Consider the following 25,953-nt stretch of genomic DNA (forward strand, 5'->3'; position numbering starts at 1 on the left):
GTGAGACCTGTTGTCAGCGGATTCTGGCAGCTTCCTCCCATGGCCCCCAGGCGGCTCGTGCGGTACGGGAGGGCCGCCGGGGGGCGTCTGCGCACCGACTCCCACCGGCCGGCTCACCAGACGCGGACCGATCCGCCGGGGGCGAAGGCGGGGCTGGTGGCCCCCGGCGGGATCTCGGTGAGCGGCTCGGCGATCTCCGCGACGGTGGGGCCGACCACCGCCGCGATCGGATCGAGGAGCGCCGGGTCGAATCCGTAGACGCGGGCCGCGTTGCCCCCGACCATCGCCGCGATCTCCGCCGGGGGCAGGCCCGCGTAGGCGATGCGCAACCCCTCCCGGGAGTAAGGGGTGGTGCCCTCGTCGTGCGGGTAGTCACAGCCCCACATGATCTTGTCGAGCCCGATCCGGTCCCGTAGCGGCACCTCGTGCGGGCGCATGAAGCTGGCGCCGACGAAGCAGTTGTCGCGCCAGACCTCGCTGGGGCCCTTGCCCATCGCGCCGGCCAGCCCCGCGCCGAACCGGGACTCGGCCGTGGTCCCGCCGGTCGCCGCCGCCACCAGCCGTCCGTGGTAGTAGTCCAGCATGTCGAGCACGCCCGGTATCCATCCGGAACCCTGTTCGGTCAGCACGAGACGCAGATCCGGGTGGCGCCGGAAGGCCCCGCCGAAGAGCAGGTGCCAGAGCGCGCGGTGGGAGAACCAGGTCGTCTCGACCATGAAGACCGCCCGTGCGGCCGGCTCGTCGCCGAGCGGCGGGGAGGCCGAGCCGCCGTGGTGGTTGACCGGGACGCCCAGTTCGGCGCAGACGTCCCAGATCGGGTCGTACGTCCGGGAGTACAGCTCGGGCAGTCCCGAGCCCGGTGGGGTGCCGGGCAGCAGGATCCCACCGGTGAGTCCGGCCGCGACCGTACGGCGGATCTCGCGGACCGCGTCGTCGACGTCGTTGAGCAGGATCTGCGCCACGCCGGCCCGGCGCCCGGGGGTGAGGGAGCAGAAGTCGGCGAGCCAGCGGTTGTGCGCCCGTAACCCGGCCCAGCGCCTGGTGTACTCGGCCGGGGACGGCGCGGGCGCCAGCAGGGACGCGCTGGGGAAGAACGGCGGGACGGTGTTGGGGTAGACGACCTCGGCGACGATGCCGTCCGCCGCCAGTTCGGCGACCCGGCGGTCGGAGTTCCAGTTGCGGTCGGCGGTGTCGGCGAGGAGGTCCTCGTACGGATTGGCATAGCCGGCCGCCCAGGCGTCGAAATCGTCGTGGTACCGCTTCTCCAGATACGGGCGGTAGTCGACGAGGTCGGCACCGGCGTGACAGTCCGCCGAGATGACGGTGTAGCGGTCGGCACCGCGCGCCGGCGTGCGCGGCGGGGCGGCGCCGGTCATCCGGAGGCCCCCAGGACGGGGAAGTCATGGTCCGTCAGCCAGTGGCGGCCCACCTCGCGGGAGCGCGCCCAGGACGCCTCCACCGCGGTCTGGTCGGCGGGCTGGCCGAGATCGGCCGGGGTGGGCCCGATCCGGCGGGCGACGGGGGCCAGTCGGTCGGTGTCGAAGCCGAAGACCTCGGCTGCGGCGAGACCGAGCATCCGACGGGTCTCGGTGACCGGAATGTCATGGAAGGTACGGCGCAGCCACTGACGGGTGTCGGGCCAGGTGCCCTCCGGGTGCGGGAAGTCGCTGCCCCAGAGGATGTTGTCCACCCCGATCTCGTACCGCTGGGCCAGCTCCCGCCGTTTGGTGTTGGTGGCGCAGATGAACACCTGCCGGTCCAGATACTCGCTCGGCGGCCGGGTCAGCCCGGCGAACGGCGAGAGCTTCTTGCCGCCGTGCGCGCCCAGATAGAGGCGGTCCATGAACCAGAGCAGATTGGGCAGCCACCAGCAGCCGGACTCGGCGATGCCGAACCGCAGCCCGGGGTGGCGTTCGAAGACCCCGGACCAGAGGAGGAACCAGAGCGGGCGGGCCGGCCACCAGGTGACCTCGGAGACGTAGATGCCCAGGTGATCGCCGTACTCATGGCGCGGGGCCGCGCCGGAGTGGGTGACGACGGGCATTCCGGTCTCGGCGGCGGCGGCCCAGACCGGATCGTAACGCCGATCGTGGTAGGGGGCCTTGTCCACCCACATCGCGGGGATCATCAGCGCCCCGAGGCCCGATTCCCGGGCCCGGTGTATCTCGGCGACGACCTCGCCCACGTCGCCGGTGACGGGCAGCAGCGCCACCCCACAGTGTCGTTCCGGGTGGGGGGCGACGAACTCGGCGAGCCAGCGGTTGTGGGCGCGCGCGCCCGCCATGCCGAGGTCGGGGTCCTGGTCGCCGGAGAGTCCGAGGCCGACGCCGAAGGGCGCGGCGGTCCGGCTGTCGACGGCGTCCGCGTCGGGGAAGACGACCTCGGCGGACACTCCGTCACCGTCGAGTTCCTTGATCCGCCGGTCGCTGTCCCAGCCGCCCTTGAGCCCTTCCTCGTGGTCGTTGAACCACTGGGTGGCGAACGCCTCGTTTCGGACGCCGAGCCGGGTCATCTCCGCGCGGCGGTGATCGCGGCCGGCCAGGAAGGTGTCGAAGTCGCGGTGGTAGCGGGCGTCGAGATAGGGCCGGTACAGCTCGGTCGGCAGTCCCGCGTGGCAGTCGGAGGAGATGATCAGGTACGGGTCGGAAATCGCTGATCCGTCGGTCATCACACATCCCTCGGTGGGGCGGTCGGAGGAGGTGGGGGCTCGTGCGGTCGCAGGGGGCGGTGCGGGCGCGTCAGACGACGCCGTCCGGAGCCGGAGCCGGCGCCGGAGCCGCGTCGATGAGCTGCCGCGTGTCGTCGTAGCGCTGGTGGATGTAGGGGAGCAGGGCCCGCGCACTGACCCGACCGGCGATCCGGCCCCGCTGGTCGGTGGTCTTCTCGCCGATGGTGAGTTCGACCAGCCGGTGTACGGGGAGGTCCGCGACGGGGTCGTACATCGATTCGCGCAGCACCACGTCGCCGGTGAGCTTCTCCAGCTTGCGGAACTTCTCCGTCCGGAGGCAGTGGACCAGGACGGGGTCGGTGTCGAAGCCGTGGCCGCCGGGTCCCCGGCCGTCGACGGCGGGCAGGAACTTGAAGTAGAAGTCCAGCTTCTCGGCGGGCGCGGGCAGCGGAAGGGGCCCGTCCACCGCGCCGCGCACCTCCACGAAGGCGATCCCGTGCCGGGCGAGCGAGGCGCGGACGACCAGTCCGTCCCGCTCGACGGTGACCTCACCGAGCTTCTTGGGCTCGCCGAACACCTCCCGGCCGCCGATCAGGGCGCGCTCCGTGCTCATCGGCATGACCAGCGGATACCAGCCCGCGTGCCCGTCGTGCCGGGCGGCGACGGCGACGGAACCCGCGCCGAGCGGATGGCCCGGCAGTTCGACCCTGCCGATGGCGACCCGCACCAGGGGCCGTTCGGGCGGTTCCAGCGGCGGCGGCAACACGGCGGCGACCGCCTCCGGATCGCTCTCCCAGACCGCCGTGACACCGGTCGACCAGATGGCCGGGAGTCGGGAACCCGCGGCGCCGGCCGCGCTGATCTCCGCCTCGGAACGTGCGCCGTACCGTACGCGTCCCATGCGTACCGCCCTTCGTCCATCAATCAGGTCCGTCAGGGGTGGGCAGCTCTGCAACACAGTTACACCGCGGTCGATGAAGGGTAAAGAGCCGTGCGCGTACGGAGATGGGGGCGATCCGGCCCCGTCGAGGGCGCCGGCCCGGTCGGCACGCCAGCGGAGAAACCGTTCTTCGCTTAGGTACTGGCGTTGGTGGGCGGACGCGTGGAGCCCTGAGCGCGGGGCCGGGAGAAGCTGGCGCGGGCCCGCGGGGCTTCTCGGGCGAGGGTCGCGCGCAGCCTCCTGGGACAGGGGGCGACGGGGGACGCGCCCCCGGCGCGCGGAGGGGCACAAGGAGCGTACAGGGCAGGCGGATCAGGGATTGTCAGTGGGGGCCCGTATTCTCTGTGACCATGCTCGACGACAGGATCACCGCAGCGACGACGTGGCCGACCGCCTACCCCCAGGGGTACGCGGTCGTCGACGTGGAGACCACCGGTCTCGCCCGTGACGACCGGATAGTCTCCGCTGCCGTGTACCGCCTCGACGCCCGCGGCGAGGTCGAGGACCACTGGTACACCCTGGTCAACCCCGAGCGCGATCCCGGCCCGGTGTGGATCCACGGTCTGACGACCGACCTGCTCGAAGGCGCCCCCCTCTTCGCGGACATCGCCGAGGAGTTCTCCGAGCGGCTCGACGGCCGGGTGCTCGTCGCGCACAACGCCATCTTCGACTGGTCCATGATCGCCCGCGAGTACGCCCGGGCCCGGCGCACCGCACCCACCCGCCAGCGGCTGTGCACCATCGCCCTGGCCAAGGAGCTGCGGCTGCCGCTGCCCAATCACAAACTGGAGTCGCTGGCAGCCCACTTCGGGGTCGTCCAGCAGCGCGCGCACCACGCGCTGGACGACGCCCGGGTGCTGGCGGAGGCGTTCCGACCGAGTCTGCGCACCGCGGCCCGGGACGGTGTGCGGCTGCCGCTGCTGGAGTGCCTTCCGCTGACCGAGTGGTCGGACTCCCCCGCGGCGCCCCGGGTCGGCTATCAGTCGTCGTACGGCCAGTCCTCGCACAGCTCGTACGGTCCGGGGAGCTGGCGCCAGTCCCGCAAGCGGCCCGCGTGCCCCTATGCGAACCCCGGCCGGTACGAGACGGATAAACCGCTGCGGCAGGGGATGCGGGTGGCGTTCTCCGGCGACACCTCCATCGACCGCGAGCTGCTGGAGGACCGGGCGATCGAGGCGGGGCTGCACATCGCCACCAGCGTCTCCCGGCTGACCAGTCTGCTGGTCACCAATGACCCGGACTCGGCGACCTCGAAGACCGTCAAGGCGAAGTCGTTCGGGACACCGATCGTGGACGAGGCGGGCTTCACCCAGTTGCTGCGGGACGTGGCCCCCGGCGAGCGGACCTCCGGCCGGTAGCCGTGGCCGGGCGGCAGGCGCGTCGAGCCATCGGACGCGTCGGGCACCCCCGCCGTACCCGGGTGGCCATGCGGCGCCGCCGCAGTGGCCCCCTGCCGGTCGGACAGGGCGGTCCGGGCCGCGCAGGATGGTCCGGAGCCGTGCGGAGGGGGTCGCGCAGGGCCGTCCGGGCCGTGCGGAAGGAGTTCCGCCGCTTCCTCGGATTCCGGGTGGTCCGGGGCGCGCGGAGAGGGGGACCCACCGCCGACACCGTTCGGCGCAACAGGTACGGTCGACGCCGTGTACCGCTTCCTGTTGTCCCGGCAGTGGGTGATCCTCACCCTTCTGTCCCTCGCTCTCATCCCCACGATGATCGAACTGGGTTTCTGGCAGTTCCACCGGCATGAGCGCCGGGTCGAGCAGAATGAGCTGATCGCCCGCAATCTGGAGGCGGCGCCGGTCCCCATGACCGACCTCACCTCCCCGGGCCACACCGTGCCCCGCTCGGACTACTGGCGCCGGGTCACCGCGACCGGCACCTTCGACACCGAGCGCGAGGTCGTCGTACGCCGTCGCACCAACTCCGACGACAAGGTCGGCGTCATGGTGCTGACCCCTCTGGTCCTCGCCGACGGCCGGGCGGTCGTCGTCAATCGGGGCTGGATTCCGGCCGCGCCGAACCAGCGGACCTACCCGGCGGTACCGCCGCCCCCGAAGGGCACCGTGACCGTCGCCGGCCGGCTCAAGGCCGACGAGACGAGCAAGGGCAGCGGCATCAAGGATCTGGCCGGGCTGCCGCCCCGCCAGGTCATGCTGATCAACAGCGCCCAGCAGGCTGAGCTGACCGGCCGTACCGTGCTCGGCGGCTACCTGGAACAGACGGCGCCCAAGCCGGCTGGGGACTCTCCACAGCAGGTCTCCGCGCCCGACCACGGCTCCATCGGGGCGCACATGGCGTACGCGATCCAGTGGTGGCTCTTCGTCGCGGGCGTGCCCGTGGGCTGGGTGGTCCTCGTCCGCCGCGAGGTGCGCGACCGCCGGGCCGCCGCCGCACAGCCGACGGCACCGGAACCCACCCCGGCCGCCGCCTCCGCCTCCGCCTGACGGCACGTACCCCCTCGGACCGACGGCCCCGTACCGCCTCCGCCACGCGCCCCCCTCGTCCACGATCGGTGTCCCGAACGACTTCGCCTTGACGGTCTTCGAGGTCGCCGAGTCCGGGTCATTGGTGACCAGCAGACTGGTCAGCCGGGAGACGCTGGTGGCGATGTGCAGCCCCGCCTCCGCCGCCCGATCGACCCGCGCTGCCACGCGCCCACACTCCCGCCCGCACGCGGGGCACCGGGTGGTTCCGGTCCCCGTACCGGTCCTGTTGCCGCGCCCCGGCCACGCACGGGGGCATCCCCCGTGCGATCAGCCCAGCCAGCCGGGCCGCACCTCGCCCGCCCGCGCACGCAGGGGCACCGCGCCGCGTTCCGGAGGCTTCCGCGCTTCCGTCTGCTTAGCCGTCCCAACGGACGGGAACAGGCCAGAACGTGACTCTTCGCATTGAGGACTACGCCCTGATCGGCGATCTCCAGACGGCGGCACTGGTCGGCAAGGACGGCTCCATCGACTGGCTCTGTCTCCCCCGCTTCGACTCGGCGGCGTGCTTCGCCGCCATCCTCGGCGGCGAGGACAACGGCCACTGGCGGCTCGCACCGAAGGGCGCCGGCCCCTGCACCAGCCGCGGCTATCTGGGTGACTCACTGGTGCTGGAATCGGTGTGGGACACACCGACCGGCACGGTGAAGATCACCGACTTCATGCCGCAGCGCGAGCGGACGCCCGATGTGATGCGGATCGTGGAGGGTGTCAGCGGTTCGGTCGAGATGGAGGGCGTGCTCCGGCTGCGCTTCGACTACGGATCGGTCGTGCCGTGGATGCGGCGCGCGGACGGCCACCGGGTGGCCGTCGCCGGTCCGGACGCCGTCTGGCTCCGCAGCGAACCGCAGGTCAAGACCTGGGGCCAGCAGTTCAGCACCATCTCGTCGTTCACGGTCGGCGCCGGCGAGCAGGTGGCCTTCGTGCTGACCTGGCACCCGTCGCACCAGCGGATGTCCCAACTCGTCGACCCGTTCGACGCGCTGAAGGGCAGTCTGCGCGACTGGCACGACTGGGCGCGGCGGTGCAGCACCGAGGGCCCCTACCGGGAGGCCGTGGTCCGTTCGCTGATCACGCTGAAGGCGCTCACCTACGGCCCGACGGGCGGCATCGTGGCCGCGCCCACCACCTCCCTGCCGGAGGAGCTGGGCGGGGTACGGAACTGGGACTACCGGTTCTGCTGGCTGCGGGACGCCACCCTCACCCTGGGCGCCCTGCTGGAGGCGGGCTACCAGGAAGAGGCCGCGGCCTGGCGGGACTGGCTGCTGCGGGCGGTGGCGGGCGACCCGGCCGACCTCCAGATCATGTACGGGCTGGCCGGGGAGCGCCGGTTGCCGGAGACGGAGCTGCCCTGGCTGGCGGGGTACGCCGGCTCCACCCCCGTACGCACCGGGAACGCAGCCGTGAAGCAGTTGCAGCTCGATGTGTACGGCGAGGTGCTGGACTCCCTCTTCCTCGCCAGGGAGGCGGGGCTGCCCTCGGAGCGGCACGCCTGGTACCTCCAGCTCAGCCTGCTCGGATTCCTGGAGTCGAAGTGGCGCGAGCCGGACGAGGGACTGTGGGAAGTGCGGGGACCGCGCCGGCATTTCACCCACTCCAAGGTGATGGCGTGGGTGGCGGCCGACCGCGCCGTCCGCACCTTGGAGTCGGACCCCACCCTGCGCGGGGACGTACGGCGGTGGCGGGCGATGCGGGACGAGGTGCACCGGGAGGTGTGCGAGAAGGCGTACGACCCCGCGCGGAACACCTTCACCCAGTACTACGGCTCCGCGGAACTCGACGCGGCGACCCTGCTGATCCCCCGGGTCGGCTTTCTGCCGCCCGACGATCCACGGGTGATCGGGACGGTGGACGCGGTCCGGGCGGAGCTGGGCACCCCCGGCGGTCTGGTGCGCCGCTACAGCACCTCGGGAGTGACCGTGGACGGGCTGCCGGGGGACGAGGGCGCCTTCCTGGCCTGCTCGTTCTGGCTGGCGGACGCGTTGCGGATGACCGGGCGGGGGAAGGAGGCCCGGGAGCTCTTCGAGCGGCTGCTGGCGCTGCGGAGCGACGTCGGGCTGCTCGCCGAGGAGTACGACCCGGTGTCGGGACGACAGCTCGGGAACTTCCCCCAGGCGTTCAGCCATATCGCCCTGGTGACGACCGCTCTCGCGCTGAGCCGGGAGGAGAATGCAGGATAGGCCCATGGATCTTGGATTGAACGACCGTGTGTATGTGGTGACGGGTGCCTCTCGGGGGCTGGGCAACGCTTCGGCGCGCGCGCTGGTCGCGGACGGCGCGAAGGTCGTGATCACCGGCCGCGACGAGCGGACGGTCAGTGACGCCGCGGCGGAGCTCGGGCCGAACGCGGTGGGCGTGGCCCTGGACAACGCCGATCCGTCGGGCGCGGAACGGCTGATCGCGGCGGCCCGGGCGCACTTCGGGCGGTTCGACGGAGTGCTGATCAGTGTCGGCGGTCCGGCACCGGGGTTCGTCGCGGACGTCACGGACGACCAGTGGCGTACGTCGTTCGAGTCGGTGTTCCTCGGCGCGGTGCGGATGGCCCGTACGGCCGCCGCGGAACTGGGCGAGGGCGGCGTGATCGGTTTCGTGCTCTCGGCCTCCGTCCACGAGCCCATCCCGGGCCTGACGATCTCGAACGGTCTGCGCCCGGGACTCGCCGGCTTCGCCGCGTCCCTCGCGGACGAACTGGGTCCCCGGGGCATCCGGGTTATGGGCCTGCTCCCGTCCCGCATCGACACGGACCGCGTCCGTGAGCTCGACGCCCTCTCGGGCGACGCGGAGGCGGCCCGCGCCGGGCAGGAGTCCCGGATTCCGCTGCGGAGGTACGGCACGCCGGAGGAGTTCGGGAAGGTGGCGGCGTTCGTGCTGTCACCGGCCGCGTCGTATCTGACGGGCGTGATGCTGCCGGTGGATGGCGGCACCCGCCGCGGCTTCTGATCCCGGCGCGGCCTCTGATCCCGGCTCGGCTTCTGATCCCGGCGCGGGACACCCGTCGTCAGGGGCCTTCGGCAGGCCGGGACAGGCCCGGGGCGGGTTCGGCGCCCTCAGGCGCGGGGCCGCGCCCCCGGGCCGGCAGCCCGGCCGGACTCAGTCGATCGTCTTGATCACCCGGGCGGGCACTCCCCCGACCACGGTGCCGGCAGGAACGTCACGAGTGACCACCGCACCCGCAGCGACCACCGCACCGGCACCGATGGTCACCCCCTGCGTGATCACGGCAGCCGTCCCGATCCAGACGTCGTCCTCAATGACGATCGGGGCGAAGGAGAGGTATTCGCGGCGCTCGGCCAGGGGCAGCGGATGGCCTCCGGTGATGAGGCTGACCTTCGGGGCGATCATGACGCCGTCGCCGATGCGGATGCCTCCCTTGTCCATGAAGGTGCATCCCTGGTTGACGAAGACGTTCTCCCCGAACGTCGTGTTCAGCCCGCACTCGGTGAAGAACGGCGGGTAGATCGTCACCGACTCCGGCAGCGGGCCACCGAGCACAACGGAAAGTAGTTCCGCGCGGCCTTCGCTGTCGCTGAACGGAAGCACGTTCAGTCGAGACGTCGCATCGGTCACCTCCACGATCCGCTCCACATGACGCGTGAACTCAGGCGTCTGGACATACATGACCTGCTCTGTACGGGTAGACATGCGCTGATCCCACCACCGCGCAGAGCACTCGATCAAACAACCCTGCATCCACCAGACACAACCAATGGTTGTACCTGTAGCGTGGCAGCGTGGATGTTGAAGCGCTGCGGACATTCGTGGCCGTCGCCGGGACCGGCCAGTTCCAAGCTGCCGCCGACGAGCTGGGGATCAGCCAGCAGGCGGTCTCCAAGCGAATCGCGGCCCTGGAGAGGCACATCGAGGTCACGCTCCTGGTGCGGACCTCCCGAGGCTCCCGGCTGAGCCTGGACGGGCAGGTCTTCCTGCCACACGCCAAGAAGGTCCTGGCGGTCATCGAGCAGGCCGAGCAGGCCGTGCGCCCCGGCAGCCGTCCCTTGCGCGTCGATGTCCTCAATCGGCGCATCTCCCCGGCCCAGGCCGTCTACCGGTTCTACCGCTCCCACCCCGAGATGGAGCTGGACGCGGTCACGCTGAGCAAGGAGAACGCCGCCCAGGCCGCCCAGGCGGTGCTCGAAGGGACGGTCGACGCGTCCTTCCGTGCCCTGCCGGCAGACCAGGTCCCGGCCGGGATCAGCGCCGAACGACTGCTGGACGCACCCCTGGAACTCCTGGTCGGACCCGGCCACCCCTTGGCGAACGCACCTTGGGTCAGTCCCGCGGACCTGGCAGGCCACCGCATCTGGATCCCCGGGATCAGACCGGGCACGGAGTGGGCAGCGTTCTACCAAGCGCTGTCCGATGCCTTCGGCCTGAGCATCGACGCGCTCGGCCCCAACTTCGGTGACGAGGCCCTGATGGACGCGCTGGCCGACTCGACCTCGCTCGCCACCCTCGTCGGCGGAGGTGACCGGTACCTGTGGCCCCAGACCCACGACCTACGACGCATCCCGTTGCACGACCCGACCCCGGTCTACCCGCACGTGCTGCTGTTCCGCAGCGGAGACCAACACCCCGTGCTGACCGCGCTACGCGCCCATCTGCGCACCGCGGGCCCACGAACCCCGCACGACGTGTGGGCGCCGGACTGGGCAGACCGCTGACCGGACTGGACGACCGAATTGAATTATTCAGCCAGGACCTAGGAGACCCGGCTGGCCCGGTGCTTGGCCGCGTCCAGACGGGCCTCCGTCGGAAGCGACGCGAGGCCCGCCGATTCGCGGGCGTGCGCCACGGCCTCCGAGGTCAGCCGGTCCAGCGTGCCGGCCGGTGAGGCGAAGGGCTCCAGCAGGAGCCGTACCCGCATGACGGGTTCACGGCGCCGGCCGCAGAGTCTGATCCGCGCCCGTTCCACGCCGTCCAGCGACTCCGCCTCCGCCGCCGTCGCGCCCTCCAGCGTCCGGCCCCGCAGGCGCGCGCCCGCACCGTCGCCACTGTCCACCAGCACCTCCGTGAGCCGCCGTCGGCGCAGTTGGGCCAGGAAGAGCCAGAGCGCCAGCAGGACCAGCACCGCGAGGCCCGCGATGATCGCCGGCCACCACCAGCCCTCGTCCCGCCACCGCTCCCGGTCCGCCGTGCTCAGCAGCACGTCCCGGCGGCCGTCCCAGGGCCACCAGGACGGCACCGAGAGCCCGGCACCCGCCGCCAGCGCCCCACCGCCCACGGCCAGTAGCACCAGACCCGCGAGCCCGAGCAGCACTCGATTGACGCCCCGAAGCATTCCGTGTCACCCCTTCTTGGCCGATGGCCTGGCGACCCGCACGGTCAGCTTGGGCGACCGGGCGAGTCCGAGTTCGGTGATGCCCCCGCCCAGCGCCGCGTCCAGGTCCTCGCGTACGTCGTCGAGTTCACGGAAGTGGGAACGAGCCCGCACCAGCACCTTGGACCGGCCCATCCGCACCCGTACGGACTGCACCCCGGCGACCTCCATCGCCCGGTCCCGCAACACCTGTGCGGCGGCGTCCCGGGACAGGCCCGCCCGTACGGACGCGTCGTCGCGGCGCATGGGCAGCAGCTTGCGCAGACCGGGGGTGAGCGCGATGAGGATCAGACAGAGGCCGATGAGCGCCAGCACCGCGGCGGCGGCCAGCGCCCAGGGCTCGTCCAGCCGCCACCGGGCCAGCCGGTCCGCGGTGGCCCGCCGCCACTCCATGGCGGGCCGGTCCGCCCGGACCGCCACGATGTCGTACAGCAGCAGGCCCGCACCACCGAGGACGATCAGCGAGAGCAGCGCGGCCGGAATCCGCCGTACGGACCAGAAACGGCCGGCCTTCCCGGCCGCGCCGGACCGCGAACCAGGGCCCTCCGCTCCCTCCTCGCGCGCCGCGTGCGGACCGGACGCGTCGGACGGGTCGGACGGGTCGGACGGGTCGGGATCGAGCGCCGGTGGTACGGGGCCGGTCATGCGAGCCTCCCCAGGGTGGCGCCGCGGGTGTGCGCCGAGTGCAGCCGCTCCACGAGGACCGCGACGTCGGGCACGTCCATGCCCGCCAGCGTCTCGACCCGCTCGGCGACGCGTCGGCGCACCGCGCCGCACTGCCGGCCGATGTCGGAGGGGTAGTCGAGTTCGAGGCTGATCCGGACCCGTGCGGAGTCCTGGTGCACGGTGACCATCGCGTGGGGCGTGCCACCGGCGGCGGGAACGCCGTCGAGCGCCTCCCGTGCCGCCTGTGCGGCGATCTTCGCCACCACCCGGTCGGCGATGACGGTCGAGCCCCGGTCGGCGGCGGCTACGCGTCCCTCCGCCGTACGGTGTTCGGTGGTCGGTGCGAGGTGATCCGTGGCCACCCCGTGTCACCGCCGCCGGTCGCCGCGCTCGCGTCCCCGGAAGAACTCCGCGGGTTCCAGATCGCCCTCCAGGAAGCGCCCGACCACGAACCCGACCGCCCCGAGCGCGGCGACCAGCAGAAACGCGCCGAAGCCGCCGAAGTATCCGGCGAAGCCGAGCGCCATGCCGGCCACGAGGCCGACGACAGCCATGCTCATGGTGAGCTCCTCAACTGAAGAACACGGAAACAACTGGACTGACAGGACCGACGGGGAATGGGAGAACAGGAACTACTGGAGACGTGGCTCCGGCTCGTCCTCTTCCTCCTCGGGCAGCTTCACATCGCTGACCGCGATGTTGACCTCGACGACCTCCAGGCCCGTCATGCGTTCCACCGCGGAGATCACGTTCTCGCGTACCGCGCGGGCCACGTCGGAGATGGAGACGCCGTAGTCCACGACGATCTCCAGATCGAGCGCGGTCTGCACCTCCCCGACCTCCGCCTTCACTCCCCGGGTGACATTGGACTTGGCACCGCCGGGCACCCGGTCGCGCACCGCGCCGAACGTCCGGGAGAGACCGCTGCCCATCGCGTGCACGCCGACCACATCACGTGCGGCGAGTCCGGCGATCTTCTCCACCACCCCGTCGGCGATGGTGGTACGGCCGCGGGACCCGGGGTCGCCGCCGCCGCGCTTGCCGGTCGATGTCTTCCTGTGCTCGTCGCCTGAGCCGGACGGCCCAGTGCCGGTGGTGTCGGTCATCGCGTCGCGTCCTTTCCGAACTGGCGGGTCCGTCCGGTGCGCCCGGCGCTGCCGGGCTGACGGACTCCCCTGGGGAGCACCTTCACGATTGCCCCGAAAGGCATTCTATTCACCACACTAAGTGCGAATGCCCTGTCTCGCGCCGGGGATACGGCAGGCTGGGGCAATGACGACTGCTGATGCGGTACGCGCACGGCTCGGCCTCGGGAGACTGCTTCCGCTGGGCGGGCCCGAGGACGGGGCCTGGCTGACCGAACAGGCCGCCGACCCGGTACTACGGCTCGCGGCGGGCCGGATCGAGGGGGCGGTGCCGGGCCGGTTGCGGGTCACCCCGGCCGATCCGGACGGCGCCGCCCCGCCGGGGTCCGTACCGGCGCCGCCGAGTGCCCTGCCACCGGGGCCGCTGCGGATCGAGGCGGACTTCGCGGCGACGGCGGACCTGCCCCTGCCGGCGGTGGCATCCGCCGTGCGGGATGCGTTGTTCACGGCCGCCGTGGAGGAGCTGGGGCTGACCGTCACCGAGGTGGATCTACGGGTGACGGAGCTGCTGGACGCGCCCGAGGGGGACGGGGCGGCGACGGCCGGGGAAAGTCCGACCGCCACTCCCCCGGTCGGGGGACGGGCCGTGTCCGTGGCGGATCCCGCGGCCCGGGTCGCCGCCGCCGCGCCGGGGGTCGCCCGGCTGACGGCGACCCTGGGCGCGGCGGTGCATCTGGCGTCGGACCATGTGCGGGTCGAGGTGGCGGTGGCACGTGGTCACCGCCCGCTGGATGTGGTGCGGGCGGTCCGTGCCGCGGTCTCTGCGGAGCTGGGGGACGGCAGGCCGGTATCGGTCCTGGTCACCGCCGTGGCCGTCTGACCGGCTCAGCAAGTGGTCGAGCCGACCGGGGTGCCGATGCCGAGGTCCTGGCGGGGCGCCGGTGCTGTCGTGCTCGCGCGGCGCCGTGCCGAGGTTCCGACGGGGGCGCCGACTTGACCTGTCCGGCCGGGGCGCCGGTGTCGCCGTCCTGGCGAGGCACCGGCACCGCTGACCGGGCGGGGGGGCCGGCGTCCGTCGTCCTGGCGGGCACGCCGGGCCGGCCGGCCCGGGTGCCGGTGTGGAGGTCCTGGCGGGTGCCGGTGCGAGGTCCTCGCGGGGCGTCGGCGTCGAGGTGCGGCCCTGCGCCCGGCCGGGCCGGGGCGTGACAGCGGCTCGCGGCAGTGCGACAGCGCACCGGCCGCCCCGCACCGCACTGGCCGCCCCGCACCGGCCGTGCGCCCTCAGTCTCCGAGGCCCGCGAGGTCGCGCAGCCGGCGTGCCTGCGCGGCACGCTCGGCGGTGCGCTGCTCGTCGTACGAACGCCCGACGGCACCCCGGAGCAGCGCCTTCGTCTCGACCACCGCGTCCCGCTCCGCCGCGAGCAGCGCGGCGGTCAGATCCCGTACGGCGTCGTCCAGCTCCGCGGCGGGCACCACGAGGTTGGCGAGCCCGATGCGCTCGGCCTCATCGGCGTGGACGAAGCGGCCCGTGGCGCAGATCTCCAGCGCGCGGGCGTAGCCGACCAGCGAGACCAGTGGATGCGTACCGCCGAGATCGGGGACGAGTCCGAGGCTGGTCTCGCGCATGGCGAACTGGGCGTCGCGCGCGACGACCCGGAGATCGCACGCCAGCGCGAGCTGGAAACCGGCACCGATCGCATGGCCCTGGACGGCCGCGATCGTGACGAGATCACTCCGCCGCCACCAGGTGAAAGCCTCCTGGTACTCGGCGATGGCGGCGTCGAGTTCCGCGTCGGATCCGCGTGCGAGATCGAGGAAGGACGGCTCGCCGTCGAAGCCCTCGGGCGTGAACGCCTGTCGGTCGAGCCCCGCGGAGAAGGATTTACCCTCGCCACGCAGCACCACGATGCGCACGGTGCCCGGTAGCGACCGACCCGCTTGTGTCAACGCCCGCCACAGAGCGGGGGACTGAGCGTTGCGCTTGGACGGGTTGGTCAGGGTCACCGTGGCGACCGCGTCCTCGACGGTGAGTCGTACACCGTCCTGGTCCAAGACGAAGTCACGCGCGGAATCGAGCGAAGTCATGGGGCGCCTCCGATTCGGGTTCAGTCCGTACGGATCGCCCTAAGCGACCGCACAGTAATAACCCGACGGTAGCCACCCGGTCGGCCGTCCGACCGGCCGGGTGGTCACCGTGAACCCGGTGGACCGAAGGAGCCTCAGGAATCAGCCTCGGGAATCAGGGCGAAGCGGCCTTCTTGCCTCGTGTCGCTCCGCCGCGTCCCCGCAGCGTGACTCCGGACTCGCTCAGCATCCGGTGGACGAACCCATAGGAGCGGCCGGTCTCTTCGGCCAGCGCCCGGATGCTCGCACCGGAGTCGTACTTTTTCTTCAGGTCTGCCGCGAGCTTGTCACGCGCGGCGCCGGTTACCCGGCTGCCCTTCTTCAGAGTCTCGGCCACCCGTGCCTCCTCGTGGAAGTGCGCTCTGGACTTCTCATGATCACCCCTCGTGCGCTTCCTGGCCACCCATTCAGCAAGGTCCATCGGGGGAGCTTTGGGTGCGCGCCGCGTGCCCGGCGCCCCCGGAATACCTCGTTCCGTGGATTCGCGTCCATGCGCCGGGACGGCCCGTCGAAGGAATCTCCAGGTCAGCGACCGTGCGTACGAGCCGACCCGGGCGCCCCCACGCACAGTGACCATCCGCCGATCGCCGCGCCACAGGATGAGACGCCCTCACTCAGATGATGGATCACGCGTGAGCCGAATGATCCATACGGAGTGGATCACGTGCCGGTCCCCCGTCCGACGAGCCGACACGACGACGGATGGAGCGGGGGTCCCGGAGCCGGGGCGGGCGGGAGGGCGGGCCGGAGGAGGCGGAACGGGGCGCGAACCGGGCGGCGAGGGTGGCGGGGGCGCGAAGGGGTCACCGCCACGGGGCCGGGCGGGTGGCGGCGTGCTGTACCGGGCTGGATGGTGCGGACGCCGGCGGCCCCGCCACCCGTGGGGCGGCGGGGTGCCGGAGGTCAGGCCAGGGCCACCAGGTCGGCGTAGTCCGCGCCCCACAGGTCCTCGACGCCGTCCGGCAGCAGGATGATCCGCTCCGGCTCCAGCGCGTGGACCGCGCCCTCGTCGTGGGTGACGAGGATGACCGCGCCCTTGTAGGTGCGCAGCGCGCCGAGGATCTCCTCGCGGCTGGCCGGGTCGAGGTTGTTGGTGGGCTCGTCGAGCAGGAGGACGTTGGCGGACGAGACGACCAGGGTGGCGAGGGCCAGCCGGGTCTTCTCACCACCCGAGAGGACTCCGGCCGGCTTGTCGACGTCGTCCCCGGAGAACAGGAACGAGCCGAGCGTCTTGCGCACCGCGACCAGATCGAGGTCGGGGGCGGAGGAACGCATGTTCTCCAGGACCGAGCGCTCCGGATCGAGGGTCTCGTGCTCCTGGGCGTAGTAACCGAGCTTGAGGCCGTGACCGGGAGTGACCGCGCCGGTGTCGGGCGTCTCCACTCCGGCGAGCAGCCGGAGCAGCGTCGTCTTGCCCGCGCCGTTGAGGCCGAGGATGACGACCCGGGAGCCCTTGTCGATCGCCAGGTCCACATCGGTGAAGATCTCAAGCGATCCGTACGACTTGGACAGGCCCTCGGCGGTGAGCGGGGTCTTCCCGCAGGGCGCGGGCTCGGGGAAGCGCAGCTTGGCGACCTTGTCGGAGGCCCGCACCTCCTCCAGGCCGGCGAGCAGCCGCTCGGCGCGCTTGGCCATGTTCTGCGCGGCGACCGTCTTGGTGGCCTTGGCGCGCATCTTGTCGGCCTGCGAGTTGAGGGCCGCGGCCTTCTTCTCGGCGTTCTGGCGCTCGCGCTTGCGGCGCTTCTCGTCGGCCTCGCGCTGCTGCTGGTAGAGCTTCCAGCCCATGTTGTAGATGTCGATCGCGGACCGGTTGGCGTCGAGGTAGAAGACCTTGTTGACGACGGTCTCGACCAGGTCGACGTCGTGGGAGATCACGATGAATCCACCGCGGTAGGACTTCAGGTAGTCGCGCAGCCAGACGATCGAGTCGGCGTCGAGGTGGTTGGTGGGCTCGTCGAGCAGCAGGGTGTCGGCGTCCGAGAACAGGATGCGCGCCAGCTCGACCCGGCGGCGCTGACCACCGGAGAGCGTATGGAGGGGCTGTCCCAGGACCCGGTCGGGCAGACCGAGCGCGGCGGCGATGGTGGATGCCTCGGCCTCGGCGGCGTAACCGCCCTTGGTGAGGAACTCGGTCTCCAGGCGCTCGTACTTCTTCATCGCCTTCTCGCGGGTGGCGCCCTGCCCATTGGCCATCCGGTCCTCGTTCTCCCGCATCTTTCTCAGTACGGAGTCGAGGTCACGGGCCGAGAGGATGCGGTCGCGCGCGAGGGTGTCGAGGTCGCCGGTGCGCGGGTCCTGCGGGAGGTAGCCGACCTCACCGGAGCGGGTGATGGTGCCGGCCGCGGGGACGCCGTCGCCCGCGAGGCACTTGGTGAGGGTGGTCTTGCCGGCGCCGTTGCGGCCGACGAGGCCGATGCGGTCGCCCTTGGCGATACGGAAGGAAGCGGACTCGATGAGGACGCGCGCGCCGGCGCGCAGCTCGATGCCGGAAGCGGTGATCACGGACAGACTCCAGGGCGGTATGGACGGCGGAAGGAAGGGGCGTGGGAGCTTCGACGCCGTCTAATGCATACGGAGTATGGCCATAAGGGCCAGTCTAACGGGGCGGGGCAAGTGCATTTCCCGGCTCGTGGCCAGGGGCCGGGAAGGAAGAGCCGGGGGCTTTCCCACGGCGGGGAGCGGGGGCCTCCCGACAAGGGACCGAAAATAACAAAAAGGGCAGAACGGTCCTTGGTGATCGATACTCGGCGCAGGGCGGTGGGCTGCCCCCCGCCGGTGAGCATCGGACCGAGAGTGGTGGCCCATGCAGTTCGACGACGACGCCCGTCTGGACACGTCCGAGGTCAGGGATGTGCGCCGGAGTCGGGTCCCCGGGGGCCGGGCCACCATCGGCGGGGGCGTGGCCGGGCTGATCGCGCTGATCCTGGGACTCGTCTTCGGCGTGGGGCCCGAACAGCTGGGGCTGTCATCGGGCGAGCCGGTACCGGCCGTGACCGCGTCGGCGTCTTCACAGGCGGAGGTCGATCAGGCATGCAAGCGGGGTTCGGACGCCAATACGCGGGACGACTGCCGGATCGTGGCGGTGGTCAACAGCGTTCAGGACTACTGGCGGGCGGAGTTCCCACGGCGGCAGGGGCGCTACACGGACGCACGGACCGTGCTGTTCTCCGGCCGGGTGAACACGGCGTGCGGGGCCGCGACCTCGGCGGTGGGGCCGTTCTACTGCCCGACCGACCGGCAGATCTATCTGGACCTGGGGTTCTTCGACGAGCTGCGGACGAGCTACGGATCGAGCGGCGGGCCGTTCGCACAGGCTTATGTGGTGGCGCACGAGTACGGCCACCACGTGCAGAACCTCATGGGGACGCTCCAGCGGGCGCAGGACGGCCGGAAAGGCGCCGGGAGCAACGCGGTACGGGTGGAGCTGCAGGCGGACTGCTACGCGGGGGTCTGGGCGCACCACGCGACGACGACACCGGACGAGCGGACGGGACGGCCGGTGCTGGCCCGGCTGACGGACGCCGACATCCGGGACGGACTGGACGCGGCGGCGGCGGTCGGCGACGACCGGATCCAGGAGAGGTTCCAGGGGCGGGTCACTCCGGAGACCTGGACGCACGGCTCGGCGGCACAGCGGCAGCAGTGGTTCTTCACGGGGTACCGGACGGGCGACATGGCGCGCTGCGACACCTTCCGCTGAGCTGCGCGGCGGCCCGCGCCGGGCGGCTCCGGTCCGACTGGGCCGGTCGGCGGCAGGTCGGAGCGGCTCCCGGTCGGCTGGGCCGGTCGGAGCGGCTGTGACCTGCGGCGGAGCGGTCTCGACGAGCATTGTCAGTGGTGGGTGCCAGACTGAGACGCAGCTCACATCCGGACCGTCGGGGGCCGCTCGGCCCGCTCGCGGGGATTCGGCTCGTGAGCGCGGTCGACACCGTCGGCCGTGAGCACCGTTCGATCGACCGATCGGACCGATCGTGAGGGAGTGAGGGACATGGCGCAGTCAGCGAGTATCTGTCCGTCGCTGCTGTACGCGGACGCCAGGGCCGCGATCAAGCAGCTCACCGAGGGTTTCGGCTTCACCAGCGGCGCGGTGTACGAGGACGCGAGCGGTCTGGTCGCCCACGCCGAGCTGACGTACGGCAACGGCATGGTGATGCTGGGCAGCAAGATGACGGGTGGGGACTTCGACACCCTGATGGCGGGGGCCGGGCCGACGGGCGTCTTCGTCCATGTCGATGACGTCGACGCGCACCACGACAGGGCTTCGGCGTACGGGGTGGACATCGTGGCACCGCCGTCCGACAAGGAGTACGGAGCGCGGGACTACCTGGCGCGGGATCTGGAGGGCAACGTCTGGAGCTTCGGGAACTACATACCCGAGGTCCCCGACGGCCCCAAGGGCTGAGTGCGCGGCGCCGCCGGGGGGCCGTGGGCGGGTGTGCGCAGGAGCCGGGAGCGGGCGCGGCGGGGCTTACGGGCGTGCGTCCCCCGGGGCGTTCCGGCCCGGGCTCGGCCTCCGGCCGGACGGCCGGAGCACCCCCGCCTGGGGGCTGTCCGGGCGATCTTCGAGGACCAGCCCGCGGCGTCGGATGCATGGGCCTCTCCAGGCCCGCACGAGCCGAGGCGCGGGGCCTCCCCCGGCGCCACGTGCCGAGGGCCGAGGCGCCGGGTTTCCGCAGGCCCCACGAGCCGACCCGTGGGGTTCCCCCCAGGCCGCACGGGTCGAGGCGTGAGGCTCCCCCCAGGCCCACGGGTCAAGGCGTGGGGCCTCTCCGGGCCGCGAGCCTCCCCCAGGCCGCAAGGGCCCAGGGGACGCATCGCAAGGCCGAGGGGCCCCGGCGAAGCCACGGGAGTTGTCCTCGTACCGGACATCCCCCGATGGCTCCGACGACTCCGCAGGGGATCCCACCAGGCCCCACGGGCCGAGCATGAGGCCCTGCCAGGCCGCACACGAGGCGCCGGGTTTCCGCAGGCCCCACGAGCCGAGGTCGTGGCGCCTCCCAGGCCGCACGGGCCGAGGCGTGGGGCCTCTCCAGGCCGCCCTAGCCGAGGGCCGAGGCGCCGGGTTTCCGCAGGCCCCACGAGCCGAGGTCGCGGCGCCTCCCCCCGGCCGCACGGGTCGAGGGGGCGTGTCGTAGTCGTCGGCGGGGCCCGACGCGATCGCTCGGGCAGTGCCTAGGCGCCGCCGGTGTGGACCTGGAAGGCGGCCCGGCGCACGGCCTTCGCGAGGGCCGGGTCGGGGTGGGCGGCGGCCAGGGCGACCAGGACCTGGACGGTGCGCGGGTGGCCTCCGGCGCGGACCTCGTCGAGCAGCGCCGGGACCGTGCCCTGCACCGCGGAGTCGAGGTGGCGCAGGAGTAGCTGGGGCTCTCCGTGGTCGGTGACGGCCGCCGCGGTGTCCACCCAGAGCCAGGTCGCCTCCTCCCGGGTCAGGACGTCATGGGCGTCCTCGGCGTCCATCCCGCCGTACTCGGCGAGCCAGAGGAGCGCGTAGGGCCGCAGCGGGGGTTCGGTGGCGGCGGCGCGGACCTCGGCCTCGGCGGGGCCGCCGACGACCCGGAGCGCCTCGAAGGCGAGTCCGCGCAGCAGGGCGTCCTCGCCCCGGGCGACGGCGAGCAGTTCGGCGACCGCGCCGGCGACGGTGCGGGCCGCCAACCAGGCGCGGTACTCGGCGCGTGCGGGGCCGGGGGTGAGGCGGGCACAGCCGCGCAGCATGTCGTCGGCGGGCTGCTCGATGTTGCCGGCCGGGCTCTGGGCTGCGACGCAGATCTGTTCCAGCTTGACCCAGACCGCCCAGCTACCGAGGGGGGTGAGAGTGGCGGAGCGGCCCCTGTCGAGGGTGAGCGCGCCGACGGAGGCGAGTCCGTCGAGGGCCCAGTCCAGGAGGGGGGCGACGGTACCGGCCGCGGGGGCGGGTGTGACGCCCGCGGCGGGGCCCGCGTTCTCCGGCGCGGTGGCGTCGGGGGCGGGCAGCGGCTGGGCCTGCGGCCCATAGGGGACTTCGCAGCGCTCGGCGCGCAGTTCCGCGACGCGCTGTTCCAGCAGGTCGAGCAGGGCGGGCACCAGCACGGGCCCGGCCGAGAGCTGAAGGAGGGAGAGCAACTGGGGGACGGCCTCGACGACCTCGGCGACCGCCGCGGGGGCGACGTCGTCCGGCGCCGGGTGGGCCAGCGACCAGGCGTCGAGCAGGGCGACCCAGCCACGCAGTACGGCCATGTCGTCGCGGTCCCAGGCGCGCAGCCGCCAGCCGGGGCGGGCGGTGTCGCCGTGCAGTTCGACAAGGCCGGCGAGACGGGCGCGGTCCCAGCCCGCGCGTACCTGGAGCGGGGTCAGTCGCAGCGCGGCGGCGGCCCGTTCCTGGGCGGTCGCGGCGAGCGGCGTGGTGCCGGGATCCCGTTCCACGGCCGCCCAGCGGGCGATGCGGACGGCGTCGGCGAGGACCGCCCTGGCCTGGCGGGCCAGTTCGGCGGGGGGCAGCGTGCCCTCGGGCGGCCTCGGGGCCGGCCGGGTACGCCGGGTCGTCACGGCCCGTCGGGCGGTGGCCAGTGGTCGCGGGCGGACAAGACGGAGTCTGGAGTTGCGCGCCAATTGCTCATCAGGCTTTCGGGACGTCACGGGGACCAGTCTTCCCGCTGATAGCCCGAAAGCCCAAACGGAACCTGAGGTGCCGAGGGTTGGCCGGTCTTCGACGGTCGTTCTGACAGGGCCGCATCACGATAGGCGCGTGGTGCGCCGGGAGTCACATCAGGGGGGTGAGGAAGCGGCGGAGTGCCTCTTCGTAGCGGGCCGGATCAGCGTTCCACATGGCCGCGTGGGGGGCGTCGCGGACGGTGTGGAGTCCGATGAGATCGGGGCGGCGGGCGGCGAGTTCACGGGACGGGCCCCAGAGGGAGAGGGTGTCGTCCGGGCCGTGGAAGATCAGCGTCGGCACCCGCAGGGACTGGGCGTCGGCCAGGGTGAGCAGCGATTCTCCGTAGAGCCCGGCCCTCCCCTGGGCGGCCCGGACGGCCAGCGGCAGCAGCGGGACCGGAGTGTGGTGGGCCGCGGCGAGGGCGCGGAGGGTGGCTTCCCGATCGAGGACCGGGGAGTCCAGGACGAGGCCGCTGACACGGTCGCGGAGGGGGGAGTGGGTCGCCGCGTGCAGCGCCATGGTGGCGCCGGTGGACCAGCCGTGCAGGACCACCTTGTTCGCGCCGTTGCGGACGGCGAAGCGGAGGGCGGCATCGAGATCGCGCCACTCGGCGTCGCCGAGACGTCCGAGGCCGTCGGGGGAGCGCGGAGCGTCCGGGTCGCCGCGGTACCCGAGCCCGAGTACCGGTAGACGTCTGCCGTGCAGAAAGGGAAGGAGGTTCATCGGGTGTTCGCGGGTGGTGCCGAGCCCGTGCACGGCGATGATCCAGGTGTCCCGGGGTCCGGGCACGAACCAGGCGGGCAACGCCCCCAGCTCGCCCGGGACGCTGACGTCGGTATGGCCGATGCCGAGGGCTTCGGTCGGGTCGCCGGTGTGCAGGCTCGGGGTCAGCCGCACTCTGGTGCCGGGGTCCAGGGTGCCGTGGGTGATGCGTTCCAGGCGGCGGACGAGGGTGTCGGCGGAGTGCGGCACGGTGTCGAGCACCGGGCCGACGACCGCGTGGACACCGTGCCCTTCGATTCCGTAGGTGCCGGGCCGCCTGGAGGCCATACCGCGGGTCAGGGTGATCCGGCCCGGTTCCGCGGCGTGCACGGTGAGCCGGGGGTCGCCGGGCAGGGGCCGGCCGGGCGACGCCTTGAGCACCGCGTCGCTGGCGTACCGGCCGGCCGCGACCGCGACCACACCGGCGCCGATCAGGGTGGTGACGGCCGCTGCCGTCACTGTTGCCGGGCGCACCCCTCCAGTGTCGGCACCACCGGGCGGCCCTGCCAGCGGGCGGGGGCCGTGGGGGGCGTCGTGCCGCCACCCACGGCCCGCCGCCCATTGCCGACTGCCCGCGCTGGTGCGCCAGGCGCCGGCCCCGGTCATCGGCCCCCGGAAGCCGGTCATCGCCGGCCCGGGAGCGGTCGGCGTGGGCCGTGAGCGGTCGCCGGGACGCCACCGCAGACGCCCGCCGCCGCCGATCCGGGCACTTGTCCGACCGCGCATCCCGCCCTGGCGGGGCCCCGGGCGCCCGGACACCGACGGCCGGTGGCAGCACCGGCCGTCGGCGCCTCGCCCCCGGATACCTCGCCCCGGGCGCCGGGGGCACAGGCGCCAGGGGCACAGGCGCCGGGGGCTCAGCCTTGCTGGCCGTACCCCTTGAGCTGTTCGGTGACCTCGGTGAGCTGGGCGTCGGTGAGCAGCGACGGGACCCGGCCGGGCAGGGAGGACGCGGTGAGCCAGAGGCGACACATCCATTCGAGCTGCGCGGTCCGGTCGTACGCCTGGTCGAGGGTGTCCCCGTAGGCGATGGTGCCGTGGTTCCGCAGCAGACACGCGGTGCGGCCGTCCAGGGCCCGGCGCATGTGCTCCGCCAGGGCCTCGGTGCCGTAGAGGGCGTACGGAGCCACGCGGACGGGCCCGCCCAGCGCCGCGGTCATGTAGTGGATCGGCGGCAGCTCGGTGACGAGGGTGGAGACGGCGGTGGCGTGCACGGCGTGGGTGTGGACGACGGCACGGGCGCCGGTGCCCTGGTAGACCGCCAGGTGGAGGGGGAGTTCGCTGGTGGGCGCGAGACGGCCGATGACCTGTCGTCCGTCGAGGTCGACGCCGACGATGTCGCCGGCGGTGAGCCGGTCGTAGGGGACCCCGCTGGGGGTGACCAGGAGGAGGTCACCGACCCGGGCCGAGACATTGCCCGATGTGCCCACCACCAGCCCCTCCGCCGCCGTCCTGCGGGCGGTGACGACGAGATCGCGCCACCCCTGTTCGATCGCGTCCTGACTCGGCTGATCGCTCATATGACGATCCTGGCAGCCGGAACCGCGCCCCGACAGACCGCGCGTGATGCATATCACCACACAAGCCATGAATAGCCCTTAGCGGCCACTTCGACCGGGCGCGGCCCGGCCCGGGGGCCGCGATCAACCCCCGCCGAGAGCAAGTGGAGTCCGTAACCTCACTTGGAGACACCCCGAAGTACACCCCAGTTCACCTTCCGTTCATCCAGGTTATCTACGTTCGCCGGGCCACTGACGTCCAAAGATTGCCTGGGTAAATGGAACACATCACGCTGCTGCTCACGATCGTGATCGTGACGGCTCTCGTGTTCGATTTCACGAACGGTTTCCACGACACCGCCAACGCGATGGCGACGACCATCTCGACCGGCGCCATGAAGCCCAAGACCGCGGTGGCGATGTCCGCCGTGCTCAACCTCGTCGGCGCGTTCCTTTCGGTGGAGGTCGCCAAGACGATCTCCAGCGGCATCGTCAACGAATCAGGCATAACCCCAGAAGTCATCTTCGCGGCGCTCGTCGGCGCCATCCTCTGGAATCTTCTGACCTGGCTGGTCGGTCTTCCGTCCAGTTCGTCGCACGCCCTCATGGGCGGTCTGATCGGCGCGACCATCGCCTCGGTCGGCATCAGCGGCGTCAACGGCGGCACCGTCGTCACCAAGGTGCTGATCCCCGCCATCGCGGCCCCGCTGGTGGCCGGCATCGGCGCCTACCTGGCCTCCCGGCTGACGTACAGGCTCGGCAAGAACGCCGACGCCAAGTCCACCGCGAAGGGCTACCGCGCCGGCCAGATAGCCTCGGCCGGTCTGGTCTCGCTGGCCCACGGCACCAATGACGCCCAGAAGACGATGGGCATCATCACGCTGGCCCTGGTCGCGGGCGGCGTGCTCGTCCCCGGCTCCAACCCCCCGATGTGGGTCATCGTCTCGGCGGGTGTCGCCATCGCGCTCGGCACCTACCTCGGCGGCTGGCGCATCATCCGCACCATGGGTCGGGGCCTCACCGACCTCCAGCCGCAGCAGGGCTTCGCCGCCCAGACCAGCGCGGCCAGCGTCATCCTCGCCTCCTCCAACCTCGGCTTCTCGCTCTCCACCACGCACTCCTGCTCGGGTGCCGTGATGGGTGCGGGCCTCGGCCGCAAGGGCGGTGTGGTCCGTTGGTCCACCGCCACCCGGATGTTCGTGGCCTGGGGTCTGACCCTGCCGGCCGCCGGTCTGGTCGCCGCGGCCTCGGAGCTGGTGACCCGGCAGGGTGACTGGGGCATGGCCGTCGTCACGATCTTCCTGGTCGCCTCGTCCGCCGCGATCTGGGTGTACTCGCGCCGCCAGGTCATCGACCACACCAACGTCAACGGAGACGACGAGGGCGACGCTCCCGGCGTCGTGACCGAGGCCATCGCGGCCGTCACCCCGCCCCCGGCCGGCACTCCCGTGGCGGACGGTCTCAAGTCGACCATCCCGACCCCCGCCTCCTCCGAACCCGGCCAGGCGACGCGCCCGGCCGCGGTGTAAGGACAGATCAGCATGAACATCGACTGGGCAGCCCTCGGCTCCGTATTCGGTATCAGTCTCGTCGCCACCGTGGCCCTGGTGGGCCTGTTCACCCTGGGCATCATCGGCCTGAGCAAGGAGCCGTCGGCGAGCGGCCAGGGCGGCGGCTCCGTCGCCGTCGCACGCACCGGCGCGTATGTCTGCTTCGCGCTCTGCCTGGCTGCCGTCTCGTACGGGATCTTCCTGATCGTGACCTGAGGTCACCGCCGCACCACC

25 protein-coding genes and 1 pseudogene are annotated in these 25,953 nt (G+C 72.3%); 10 read left to right on the plus strand and 16 right to left on the minus strand.

Annotation, left to right across the window (positions count from 1 at the left end; translation table 11 throughout):
- Positions 1–113: 113 nt before the first annotated feature.
- From ACH4S7_RS00195 to ACH4S7_RS00205, 3 genes are all read right to left on the minus strand, one after another.
- Positions 114–1,376, minus strand: coding sequence for an amidohydrolase family protein (locus ACH4S7_RS00195; RefSeq protein ID WP_398518771.1), 1,263 nt, complete (start codon positions 1,374–1,376; stop codon positions 114–116).
- Positions 1,373–2,668 (minus strand): amidohydrolase family protein, encoded by a 1,296-nt coding sequence (locus ACH4S7_RS00200; protein ID WP_398518772.1) that lies wholly within the window; start codon positions 2,666–2,668, stop codon positions 1,373–1,375. The genes ACH4S7_RS00195 and ACH4S7_RS00200 overlap by 4 nt, the downstream gene beginning before the upstream one ends.
- A gap of 70 nt (positions 2,669–2,738) precedes the next feature.
- On the minus strand, positions 2,739–3,569 hold the full coding sequence (locus tag ACH4S7_RS00205; RefSeq protein ID WP_398518773.1) for an acetoacetate decarboxylase family protein: 831 nt from the start codon (positions 3,567–3,569) through the stop codon (positions 2,739–2,741).
- Between the two features lie 389 nt (positions 3,570–3,958).
- On the opposite strand from ACH4S7_RS00205, the gene ACH4S7_RS00210 reads away from it, so the two are divergent.
- The gene (locus ACH4S7_RS00210) at positions 3,959–4,966 is read left to right on the plus strand and encodes a DEDDh family exonuclease (protein WP_398518774.1); all 1,008 of its coding nucleotides are present in this window, start codon (positions 3,959–3,961) and stop codon (positions 4,964–4,966) included.
- Positions 4,967–5,245: 279 nt separating this feature from the next.
- Complete coding sequence (locus tag ACH4S7_RS00215; protein ID WP_398518775.1) at positions 5,246–6,049, plus strand: SURF1 family protein; 804 nt, start codon at positions 5,246–5,248, stop codon at positions 6,047–6,049.
- Positions 6,050–6,103: 54 nt separating this feature from the next.
- Here the strand turns inward: ACH4S7_RS00215 and ACH4S7_RS00220 are convergent.
- Positions 6,104–6,244, minus strand: a pseudogene (locus tag ACH4S7_RS00220) (DEDDh family exonuclease); the annotation flags it as partial.
- A gap of 236 nt (positions 6,245–6,480) precedes the next feature.
- Here ACH4S7_RS00220 and ACH4S7_RS00225 point away from each other — a divergent pair.
- Together ACH4S7_RS00225 and ACH4S7_RS00230 are read left to right on the plus strand one after the other, a co-directional pair.
- Positions 6,481–8,268 carry a glycoside hydrolase family 15 protein gene (locus tag ACH4S7_RS00225; RefSeq protein ID WP_398518776.1) on the plus strand — a complete coding sequence of 596 codons (1,788 nt, stop codon included), beginning with the start codon at positions 6,481–6,483 and terminating at the stop codon, positions 8,266–8,268.
- A gap of 4 nt (positions 8,269–8,272) precedes the next feature.
- A complete protein-coding gene (locus tag ACH4S7_RS00230; protein ID WP_398518777.1) occupies positions 8,273–9,028 on the plus strand; it encodes an SDR family oxidoreductase in 756 nt (251 codons plus the stop codon).
- Between the two features lie 150 nt (positions 9,029–9,178).
- Here the strand turns inward: ACH4S7_RS00230 and ACH4S7_RS00235 are convergent, their stop codons facing one another.
- Positions 9,179–9,706, minus strand: a complete 528-nt coding sequence (locus ACH4S7_RS00235; RefSeq protein ID WP_398519973.1) for a DapH/DapD/GlmU-related protein — start codon at positions 9,704–9,706, stop codon at positions 9,179–9,181.
- 113 nt (positions 9,707–9,819) lie between these two features.
- On the opposite strand from ACH4S7_RS00235, the gene ACH4S7_RS00240 reads away from it, so the two are divergent.
- Positions 9,820–10,749 carry a LysR family transcriptional regulator gene (locus ACH4S7_RS00240; RefSeq protein ID WP_398518778.1) on the plus strand — a complete coding sequence of 310 codons (930 nt, stop codon included), beginning with the start codon at positions 9,820–9,822 and terminating at the stop codon, positions 10,747–10,749.
- Between the two features lie 38 nt (positions 10,750–10,787).
- Here ACH4S7_RS00240 and amaP read toward each other — a convergent pair whose 3' ends face one another.
- The 5 genes from amaP to ACH4S7_RS00265 all read right to left on the minus strand — a co-directional run bounded on the left by amaP (position 10,788) and on the right by ACH4S7_RS00265 (position 13,177).
- A complete protein-coding gene (gene amaP / locus ACH4S7_RS00245) occupies positions 10,788–11,366 on the minus strand; it encodes an alkaline shock response membrane anchor protein AmaP (RefSeq protein ID WP_398518779.1) in 579 nt (192 codons plus the stop codon).
- Between the two features lie 6 nt (positions 11,367–11,372).
- Positions 11,373–12,050, minus strand: a complete 678-nt coding sequence (locus ACH4S7_RS00250; RefSeq protein ID WP_398518780.1) for a DUF6286 domain-containing protein — start codon at positions 12,048–12,050, stop codon at positions 11,373–11,375.
- On the minus strand, positions 12,047–12,433 hold the full coding sequence (locus tag ACH4S7_RS00255) for an Asp23/Gls24 family envelope stress response protein (protein ID WP_398518781.1): 387 nt from the start codon (positions 12,431–12,433) through the stop codon (positions 12,047–12,049). Before ACH4S7_RS00255 ends, ACH4S7_RS00250 begins: the two co-directional genes overlap by 4 nt.
- A gap of 6 nt (positions 12,434–12,439) precedes the next feature.
- Entirely contained in the window at positions 12,440–12,631 is a 192-nt protein-coding gene (locus ACH4S7_RS00260; RefSeq protein WP_398518782.1) for a hypothetical protein, read from the minus strand.
- Positions 12,632–12,703: 72 nt separating this feature from the next.
- Positions 12,704–13,177, minus strand: a complete 474-nt coding sequence (locus tag ACH4S7_RS00265) for an Asp23/Gls24 family envelope stress response protein (protein WP_398518783.1) — start codon at positions 13,175–13,177, stop codon at positions 12,704–12,706.
- A 166-nt stretch (positions 13,178–13,343) separates the two neighbouring features.
- On the opposite strand from ACH4S7_RS00265, the gene ACH4S7_RS00270 reads away from it, so the two are divergent.
- On the plus strand, positions 13,344–14,036 hold the full coding sequence (locus tag ACH4S7_RS00270; protein ID WP_398518784.1) for a hypothetical protein: 693 nt from the start codon (positions 13,344–13,346) through the stop codon (positions 14,034–14,036).
- Between the two features lie 401 nt (positions 14,037–14,437).
- Here the strand turns inward: ACH4S7_RS00270 and ACH4S7_RS00275 are convergent, their stop codons facing one another.
- From ACH4S7_RS00275 to ACH4S7_RS00285, 3 genes are all read right to left on the minus strand, one after another.
- Positions 14,438–15,241 carry an enoyl-CoA hydratase/isomerase family protein gene (locus tag ACH4S7_RS00275; protein ID WP_398518785.1) on the minus strand — a complete coding sequence of 268 codons (804 nt, stop codon included), beginning with the start codon at positions 15,239–15,241 and terminating at the stop codon, positions 14,438–14,440.
- Between the two features lie 154 nt (positions 15,242–15,395).
- Entirely contained in the window at positions 15,396–15,617 is a 222-nt protein-coding gene (locus tag ACH4S7_RS00280) for a helix-turn-helix domain-containing protein (RefSeq protein ID WP_398518786.1), read from the minus strand.
- Between the two features lie 566 nt (positions 15,618–16,183).
- Positions 16,184–17,782, minus strand: coding sequence for an ABC-F family ATP-binding cassette domain-containing protein (locus ACH4S7_RS00285; RefSeq protein WP_398518787.1), 1,599 nt, complete (start codon positions 17,780–17,782; stop codon positions 16,184–16,186).
- 301 nt (positions 17,783–18,083) lie between these two features.
- Between ACH4S7_RS00285 and ACH4S7_RS00290 the strand changes: the two genes are divergently transcribed.
- Both ACH4S7_RS00290 and ACH4S7_RS00295 read left to right on the plus strand, forming a co-directional pair.
- Positions 18,084–18,980 carry a neutral zinc metallopeptidase gene (locus ACH4S7_RS00290; protein WP_398518788.1) on the plus strand — a complete coding sequence of 299 codons (897 nt, stop codon included), beginning with the start codon at positions 18,084–18,086 and terminating at the stop codon, positions 18,978–18,980.
- Between the two features lie 288 nt (positions 18,981–19,268).
- Positions 19,269–19,682 (plus strand): VOC family protein, encoded by a 414-nt coding sequence (locus ACH4S7_RS00295; protein ID WP_398518789.1) that lies wholly within the window; start codon positions 19,269–19,271, stop codon positions 19,680–19,682.
- Between the two features lie 770 nt (positions 19,683–20,452).
- Here the strand turns inward: ACH4S7_RS00295 and ACH4S7_RS00300 are convergent.
- From ACH4S7_RS00300 to ACH4S7_RS00310, 3 genes are all read right to left on the minus strand, one after another.
- A complete protein-coding gene (locus ACH4S7_RS00300) occupies positions 20,453–21,892 on the minus strand; it encodes a hypothetical protein (RefSeq protein WP_398518790.1) in 1,440 nt (479 codons plus the stop codon).
- Positions 21,893–22,016: 124 nt separating this feature from the next.
- Positions 22,017–23,144 carry an alpha/beta hydrolase gene (locus tag ACH4S7_RS00305; protein ID WP_398518791.1) on the minus strand — a complete coding sequence of 376 codons (1,128 nt, stop codon included), beginning with the start codon at positions 23,142–23,144 and terminating at the stop codon, positions 22,017–22,019.
- Positions 23,145–23,527: 383 nt separating this feature from the next.
- Positions 23,528–24,190 (minus strand): class II aldolase/adducin family protein, encoded by a 663-nt coding sequence (locus ACH4S7_RS00310; protein ID WP_398518792.1) that lies wholly within the window; start codon positions 24,188–24,190, stop codon positions 23,528–23,530.
- Between the two features lie 257 nt (positions 24,191–24,447).
- Here ACH4S7_RS00310 and ACH4S7_RS00315 point away from each other — a divergent pair, with 257 nt between their 5' ends.
- Together ACH4S7_RS00315 and ACH4S7_RS00320 are read left to right on the plus strand one after the other, a co-directional pair.
- Complete coding sequence (locus tag ACH4S7_RS00315) at positions 24,448–25,698, plus strand: anion permease (RefSeq protein ID WP_398518793.1); 1,251 nt, start codon at positions 24,448–24,450, stop codon at positions 25,696–25,698.
- A gap of 12 nt (positions 25,699–25,710) precedes the next feature.
- Positions 25,711–25,935, plus strand: coding sequence for a hypothetical protein (locus ACH4S7_RS00320; RefSeq protein ID WP_398518794.1), 225 nt, complete (start codon positions 25,711–25,713; stop codon positions 25,933–25,935).
- The last annotated feature ends 18 nt before the right edge of the window (positions 25,936–25,953 follow it).

The sequence above is a fragment of the Streptomyces sp. NPDC020965 genome, assembly GCF_044333555.1.
Lineage (GTDB): Bacteria > Actinomycetota > Actinomycetes > Streptomycetales > Streptomycetaceae > Streptomyces.

Bases quoted from the DNA above. Each gene is read 5' to 3' on its own strand.
- ACH4S7_RS00195 (WP_398518771.1), bottom strand. From the start codon at position 1,376: ATGACCGGCGCCGCCCCGCCGCGCACGCCGGCGCGCGGTGCCGACCGC.
- ACH4S7_RS00200 (WP_398518772.1), bottom strand. From the start codon at position 2,668: ATGACCGACGGATCAGCGATTTCCGACCCGTACCTGATCATCTCCTCC.
- ACH4S7_RS00205 (WP_398518773.1), bottom strand. From the start codon at position 3,569: ATGGGACGCGTACGGTACGGCGCACGTTCCGAGGCGGAGATCAGCGCG.
- ACH4S7_RS00210 (WP_398518774.1), top strand. From the start codon at position 3,959: ATGCTCGACGACAGGATCACCGCAGCGACGACGTGGCCGACCGCCTAC.
- ACH4S7_RS00230 (WP_398518777.1), top strand. From the start codon at position 8,273: ATGGATCTTGGATTGAACGACCGTGTGTATGTGGTGACGGGTGCCTCT.
- ACH4S7_RS00235 (WP_398519973.1), bottom strand. From the start codon at position 9,706: ATGTATGTCCAGACGCCTGAGTTCACGCGTCATGTGGAGCGGATCGTG.
- amaP (WP_398518779.1), bottom strand. From the start codon at position 11,366: ATGCTTCGGGGCGTCAATCGAGTGCTGCTCGGGCTCGCGGGTCTGGTG.
- ACH4S7_RS00250 (WP_398518780.1), bottom strand. From the start codon at position 12,050: ATGACCGGCCCCGTACCACCGGCGCTCGATCCCGACCCGTCCGACCCG.
- ACH4S7_RS00260 (WP_398518782.1), bottom strand. From the start codon at position 12,631: ATGAGCATGGCTGTCGTCGGCCTCGTGGCCGGCATGGCGCTCGGCTTC.
- ACH4S7_RS00265 (WP_398518783.1), bottom strand. From the start codon at position 13,177: ATGACCGACACCACCGGCACTGGGCCGTCCGGCTCAGGCGACGAGCAC.
- ACH4S7_RS00270 (WP_398518784.1), top strand. From the start codon at position 13,344: ATGACGACTGCTGATGCGGTACGCGCACGGCTCGGCCTCGGGAGACTG.
- ACH4S7_RS00275 (WP_398518785.1), bottom strand. From the start codon at position 15,241: ATGACTTCGCTCGATTCCGCGCGTGACTTCGTCTTGGACCAGGACGGT.
- ACH4S7_RS00290 (WP_398518788.1), top strand. From the start codon at position 18,084: ATGCAGTTCGACGACGACGCCCGTCTGGACACGTCCGAGGTCAGGGAT.
- ACH4S7_RS00295 (WP_398518789.1), top strand. From the start codon at position 19,269: ATGGCGCAGTCAGCGAGTATCTGTCCGTCGCTGCTGTACGCGGACGCC.
- ACH4S7_RS00310 (WP_398518792.1), bottom strand. From the start codon at position 24,190: ATGAGCGATCAGCCGAGTCAGGACGCGATCGAACAGGGGTGGCGCGAT.
- ACH4S7_RS00315 (WP_398518793.1), top strand. From the start codon at position 24,448: ATGGAACACATCACGCTGCTGCTCACGATCGTGATCGTGACGGCTCTC.
- ACH4S7_RS00320 (WP_398518794.1), top strand. From the start codon at position 25,711: ATGAACATCGACTGGGCAGCCCTCGGCTCCGTATTCGGTATCAGTCTC.